Below are 6,311 nucleotides of genomic sequence, written 5' to 3'. Positions count from 1 at the left end.
GCGGTTCAGGGAGAATCCGGCGTGGGGACCCAAGCTACTTCTCGGTCGCAAGACCTGGATCCACACGGTCGCCCACGCCGGGCTCTCGGCACCCAAGGTGCCAGATCGGCAAGAGATAAGATCCACGCCATGCGTGGATGCCCCCACCCTCCCAGGTAGATCCACGCCATGCGTGGATGCCCTCCCACTCTCCCAGGTAGATCCACGCCATGCGTGGATGCCCTTCCCCCGGCACCTAAAGTCCCCCCCAGCGGCGCCGATATCGAGCCTGACACCGGGATTTCCGGCTGAACCAGGACCCCTCGATGAACGACAAGACCCGCTCCGCCGCCAGCGCCGGTGGCGAATTCCTCAGCTTCACCCTTGGCGCCGAGCACTACGGCGTGGACATCCTCAAGGTGCAGGAGATCCGTGGCTACGACGCCGTCACCCGCGTACCGGACGCTCCGGACTACATCAAGGGCGTGATCAACCTGCGTGGCACCATCGTCCCGGTCATCGACCTGCGCCTGAAGCTGCGCCTGGACAACGCCCGCTATGACGCGTTCACCGTGATGATCGTGCTGAACGTGGAAGACCGCGTGGTCGGCATCGTCGTCGACAGCGTCTCCGACGTGATCCCGCTGTCGGCCGAGCAGATCCGCCCGACCCCGGAATTCGGCGCGGCCGTCGACACCCGTTTCATCTCCGGCATCGGCACCCACGACGATCGCATGCTGATCCTGCTGGACATCGAGACCCTGCTCGACAGCGCCGACATGGGCCAGGCCAGCCTTGCCGAAGACGTCGCTGCCTGAGTAAACGGAACTGCTTCACGTTCCAGTCACAAAACCCTTCAGTTCCCTTCGGCGGTGCCGATAGGGGGACAGAAGCCGGTCGCGCAGGAGCGCGCAGGACCGGCCCGATCGTTACCATCCCCGGAGATACCCTCGATGAAGTCCCTGTTTGCGTTCGTCTCGGCCGCTGTCCTGGCCACCACCGCCGCCTCCGCTTTCGCCCAGTCGGCCGACATGATCCCGCCGGAAATGGCGCCGCGTTCGGTCGGCAAGGACGGCATGGTCTGTGGCAAGGTCGAAAAGGCCCGTTACGCAGAAGGCTCCGAAGGCCAGCCGACCTTCCTGTACATGGGCGGCGCCTTCCCGCGCCACACCTTCTCGGCGCGCATCGCCGGCGAGAACCGCGGCAAGTTCTCCTTCCCGCTGGAAACCCTGGAAGGCAAGACCGTCTGCGTGATCGGCAAGATCCAGCGCGACGCCTCGCGCGCGGAAATCGAAGTCAGCTCGCCGGCTGGGCTGAAGCTGGCCAACATCAAGTAATCCGCTGTTCGTCGGACCACGCCGGGCCTGGTCCTGGCGTGGTTTCTGCTGCAACCGGGCCCGATGCCCGGGCGCGTCTGCCTTAGGAGCTCGCAACGCCCATGCCGTGGATCAACAACCTGAAACTGATGCCGAAACTGCTGCTGACTTTCGGCGTCCTCCTGCTGGTGATGCTGCTGCAGGGCATCGTCGCCTATCGCGGCCTGCATTCGCTGAACAACGTGACCACCGAGCTGGCCGGTTCGCGCATGGAGAGCATCCGCATGGCCGGCGAGATGCGCGGCATGCTGGGCGAGTACCGCAATGCCGCTTACCAGCAGCTGATCCGCGCCAGCGATGACGTCAAGTCCGATGCGCGCAAGCAGGGTGTCGACCTGCGCGCCAGCATGGACAAGTCGATCAAGGAGTATCCGAAGCTGGTCGACAATCCGCAGCAGAAGAAGCTGTTCGACGCCTTCGCCAAGGAATGGAAGGACGCGCTGGCGTCCTATGACAGCGTCACCGAGATGCTGGAACTGGACCTGCCGGACGACGCCATCGATACCTTCGTCGGCGAGACCCGCACCAAGCACCGCAAGGCCGCCTCGGCGCTGGAGGCGCTGATCGCCGAAGACAACCGCCTCGCCCGCGCGTCGCGCGATGAGGCTGCATCCACCTACTCCGCCTCGGCCGTGCTGACCGTGATCGCCCTGCTGGGCGGCGCCGCGCTCGGCCTGGTGCTGGTGTGGCTGTTTGCCCGTGCCCTGGTGGGCAGCGTGCGTGGCGCCGTGTCGGTCGCCAACGACGTGGCCGGTGGCAAGCTCGACGGCCACATCGATGTCAGCCGCCAGGATGAAGTGGGCGAACTGATGCAGGCCATGCAGCGCATGCAGCGCGACCTGCGCGAGCGCATCGAGACCGACCAGGCCATCGCCCGCGAGAACCTGCGCATCCGTACCGCGCTGGACTACAGCTCGACCGGCGTCTACCTGACCGACACCAGCAACACCATCGTCTACAGCAACCGCGCCCTGCAGCAGACCCTGAGCCAGTACCAGGACGAACTGCGCCGTGACCTGCCGGACTTCGACGCCCAGGCCCCGCTGATCGGCAAGCCGGTCACCGTGCTTGAGCACCGCGGCGAGATGGACCAGACCCTGCTGAACAACCTGAAGGCACACGGTGTCGCCCGTCGCCCGATGCAGTACGGCGATGCCCAGTTCGCCCAGGTGGTCTCGACCATCCGCAACGAAGGCGGCGACACCGTCGGCTACGTGGTGGAGTGGCGTGACCGCACCCAGGAAGCGCAGGTTGAAGCCGAAGTCGCCCGCGTGATTGCCCAGGCCGCCGCCGGCGACCTGTCCGGCCGCATCGACGCCTCCGACAAGGAGGGTTTCTTCCTGCAGCTGGCCCAGCAGATCAACGGCCTGCTGGACGCCAACGCCGGCAGCATCGAGCAGGTCTCGGGCCTGCTGGCCGCACTGTCGCAGGGTGACCTGACCGTGCGCATGCAGGGCGATTACCAGGGCGTGTTCGCACGGATGCGCGACGACGCCAACGCCACCGCCGCACAGCTCAGCGAGATCGTCACCCGCATCAAGCAGTCCAGCCGCGCGATCAGCTCCGCCGCCGGTGAAATCGCCTCGGGCAACAGCGACCTGTCGCGCCGTACCGAGCAGCAGGCCGCCAACCTGGAAGAAACCGCCGCCTCGATGGAGGAACTGACCTCCACCGTGCGCCAGAACGCCGAGCACGCCCGCCAGGCCAACCAGCTCGCCATCGGCGCGCACGGCGTCGCCTCGCAGGGCGGTGAAGTGGTCGGCCAGGTGGTCACCACCATGTCGGCCATCGAAGCCTCGTCGAAGAAGATCGCCGAGATCATCAGCGTCATCGATGGCATCGCCTTCCAGACCAACATCCTGGCGCTGAACGCCGCGGTGGAAGCCGCGCGTGCCGGTGAGCAGGGCCGCGGTTTCGCCGTGGTCGCCAGCGAAGTGCGTACCCTCGCCCAGCGCTCGGCCGCGGCCGCCAAGGAGATCAAGGGCCTGATCGACGACTCCGTCGGCAAGGTCAACGACGGCTCGGCGCTGGTGCACAAGGCCGGCGCGACCATGGGCGAGATCGTCGCCTCGGTGCAGCGCGTGACCGACATCATGGCCGAGATCTCCGCCGCTTCGCAGGAACAGAGCGCCGGCATCGAGCAGGTCAACCAGACCGTGGTGCAGATGGACGAAACCACCCAGCAGAATGCCGCGCTGGTGGAAGAAGCCACTGCCGCCGCACGGGCGATGGAAGAACAGGCTGGCCACCTCAGCGAAGCGGTGTCGATCTTCGTGGTCGACGAAGCCGACGTGGTGACCGCCCCGCGCGTCACCGCACCGGCCCCGCGCGCCGCTGCACCGGCTGCCCCGGCCCCGGCTGCCCCGCCGGCCCGCCGCACGGCGGGTGGTCGCCCGATGGCCACCGAACTGGCCGACGGAGACTGGCAGGAGTTCTGATGCCTGCCTGACCTGATCCACGAACACGCCCTGGCCCCGCGCCGGGGCGTTTTCGTTTACGGGGCATCTGGATATCAGCCAACGGCGAAGCCCCTCGGGGTGGTCGCGGAGAGCGCTTGGCTACTGCGGGCTGGCCGGGAGGGTGGGCTGCGCAGGGGACGCTGCAAGTACGTCCCTGTAAGCTCGGTCGCCGCTTGCTCGTGTGCACTGTCCTGCGCACACGGCAAGACCGGGGTTGGGCGTCCTGCCCAACCCGCCCGAGGCATGCCTCGAGCCCATGCGGCTCACGCCCCTGCGCAACCCATCCTCCCGGCCACGGACACTTCCCGTGCGCGTCCACCCCGGATTGAAGAAAGAAGAGCAAGAGCAACAGCCGCGTTGCTTCCGGGGTCAGATCCGTTTCCGCAGGAAAACGGATCTGACCCCTCTTTCCACTTGGAAACCCAATGCCGCCATGAGCTGCCGTTGCCGTTGCCGTTGCTTCAAAAGCCTGCCGCAGGCAGCGCCGCAACCGCCGCTGCAAGGAAACCTGAATACGTTCCGACAGCACGCCTCAATCCCCCGCCGCAACGGCCGATAACGGGGTTGTCACGGCGTGTACCGCCGATGACCGGCTCGGCGCCGCCCGCCCGCTTCGACCTGGTCCTGCTCGATGAATCTCCTGCATCGCTGGCAACACTACTTCAGCAATCTTTCCGTCCGGCGCAAGCTCAACCTGCTGACGCTGCTCATCGCGCTCGGCGTGATCGCGCTCTCGGTGATCGCCGCCCGCATGCAGTACCTGGACCTCACCGAGACCCGCAAGACTGCGCTGAAGACCCAGGTCGAACTGAGCTACGGCATCCTGCAGCACTACCATCGCCTGGCCGGCACTGGCGAGCTCAGCGAAGCGGCGGCCAAGGCCGCTGCGCTGCAGGCGCTGGAGGTGATGCGCGCCGAGAACGATACCTACTACTTCAACGTCTACGACACCGGCTACACGCTGCTGATGCACCCGTTCCGCAAGGACCTGGTCGGCAAGGACATGAGGGACTTCCGCACCGAAGACGGCGTGCGCATCTACTACGACCAGGTCCAGGCCGCCCGCGCCGGCGGCGGCTTCGTCAACTACCGCTGGGCCAAGCCGGGAAGCAAGGGCGACGTCGAAAAGGTCGCCTACGCCGGCCTGTTCGCGCCCTGGAACTGGGTGGTCAGCAGCGGCGTCTACATGGACGACGTGCAGAAGCAGGCACTGGTGTTCACCGCCATCATGGCGCTCTCCGGTGGCCTGCTCGTGCTGATCGTTCTCGCCCTGAGCTGGGTCATCGGCAACCGCATCGCACGACCGCTCAAGCAGGCCACCGCCGTGGCCGAAGGCATCGCCAGCGGTCGCCTGGACAGCCACATCGGCCCGCAGCCGCACGACGAACCGGGCCGCCTGCTGGAGGCCATGTCAGGCATGCAGCAGCAGCTGCACGCGGTGATCAGCGGCCAGCGCGAGATGGCCCGCCGCCACGATGCAGGCGAACTGAGCTATCGCATCGATGCCAGTGCCTTCCCGGGCGAGTACGGCTTGATGGTGCAGGAAACCAACGCGCTGGTCGGCAGCCACGTGCAGACCCTGCACGACGTGCTGGACGTGGTGCAGCAGTACGCGGTCGGTGATCTCAGCCGCGACATCGCGCGCTATCCCGGCGAAAAGGCCGCGATGACCCGCACCGTCGACACGGTCAAGGCCAACCTCGGCCGCATCAATGCCGAAATCAAGCAGCTGGCCAGTGCCGCCGCGGCGGGCGACTTCAGCCGCCGTGGCGACGCGCAGCGTTTCGATCACGATTTCCGCCTGATGCTGGAGAACCTCAACGCGATGATGGCGGTCAGCGATGACAACCTCGGCAAGCTCTCGCAGCTGCTGTCGGCGATCGCCGAGGGTGACCTGACCGCACGCATGCACGGCGACTACCAGGGCGTGTTCGCACGGATGCGCGACGATGCCAACACCACCGTCACCCAGCTGACCCAGATCGTTGGCCAGATCCAGGCCAGCGCCTCCAGCATCACCCTGGCCGCCGGCGAGATCGCCTCCGGCAACAGCGACCTGTCGCGCCGTACCGAGCAGCAGGCCGCCAACCTGGAAGAAACCGCCGCCTCGATGGAGGAACTGACCTCCACCGTGCGCCAGAACGCCGAGCACGCCCGCCAGGCCAACCAGCTGGCCATCGGCGCGCACGGCGTCGCCTCGCAGGGCGGTGAGGTGGTCGGCCAGGTGGTCACCACCATGTCGGCCATCGAAGCCTCGTCGAAGAAGATCGCCGAGATCATCAGCGTCATCGACGGCATTGCCTTCCAGACCAACATCCTGGCGCTGAACGCCGCAGTGGAAGCCGCGCGTGCCGGCGAACAGGGCCGCGGTTTCGCCGTGGTCGCCAGCGAAGTGCGTACCCTCGCCCAGCGCTCGGCCGCGGCCGCCAAGGAGATCAAGGGCCTGATCGACGATTCGGTCGGCAAGGTCGCCGAAGGCTCCAGCCTGGTCCACCAG

General features: G+C 66.8%; 4 protein-coding genes. All 4 read left to right on the top strand.

Features of this window, described 5'->3' with window-relative positions; genetic code table 11:
- Positions 1 to 305 precede the first annotated feature (305 nt).
- Positions 306 to 797, top strand: a complete 492-nt coding sequence (locus AC5P9C_RS20345; protein WP_049465492.1) for a chemotaxis protein CheW — start codon at positions 306 to 308, stop codon at positions 795 to 797.
- Between the two features lie 135 nt (positions 798 to 932).
- Positions 933 to 1,316, top strand: coding sequence for a hypothetical protein (locus AC5P9C_RS20340; protein WP_014647020.1), 384 nt, complete (start codon positions 933 to 935; stop codon positions 1,314 to 1,316).
- Between the two features lie 101 nt (positions 1,317 to 1,417).
- Complete coding sequence (locus tag AC5P9C_RS20335; protein WP_057495300.1) at positions 1,418 to 3,793, top strand: methyl-accepting chemotaxis protein; 2,376 nt, start codon at positions 1,418 to 1,420, stop codon at positions 3,791 to 3,793.
- A gap of 652 nt (positions 3,794 to 4,445) precedes the next feature.
- A partial coding sequence (locus AC5P9C_RS20330; protein WP_495205291.1) for a methyl-accepting chemotaxis protein occupies positions 4,446 to 6,311 on the top strand: 1,866 nt, incomplete at its 3' end.

This window comes from Stenotrophomonas sp. YJH_SMC_10, from assembly GCF_059371555.1.
This window is presented reverse-complemented; position numbering and strand designations above follow the sequence as displayed.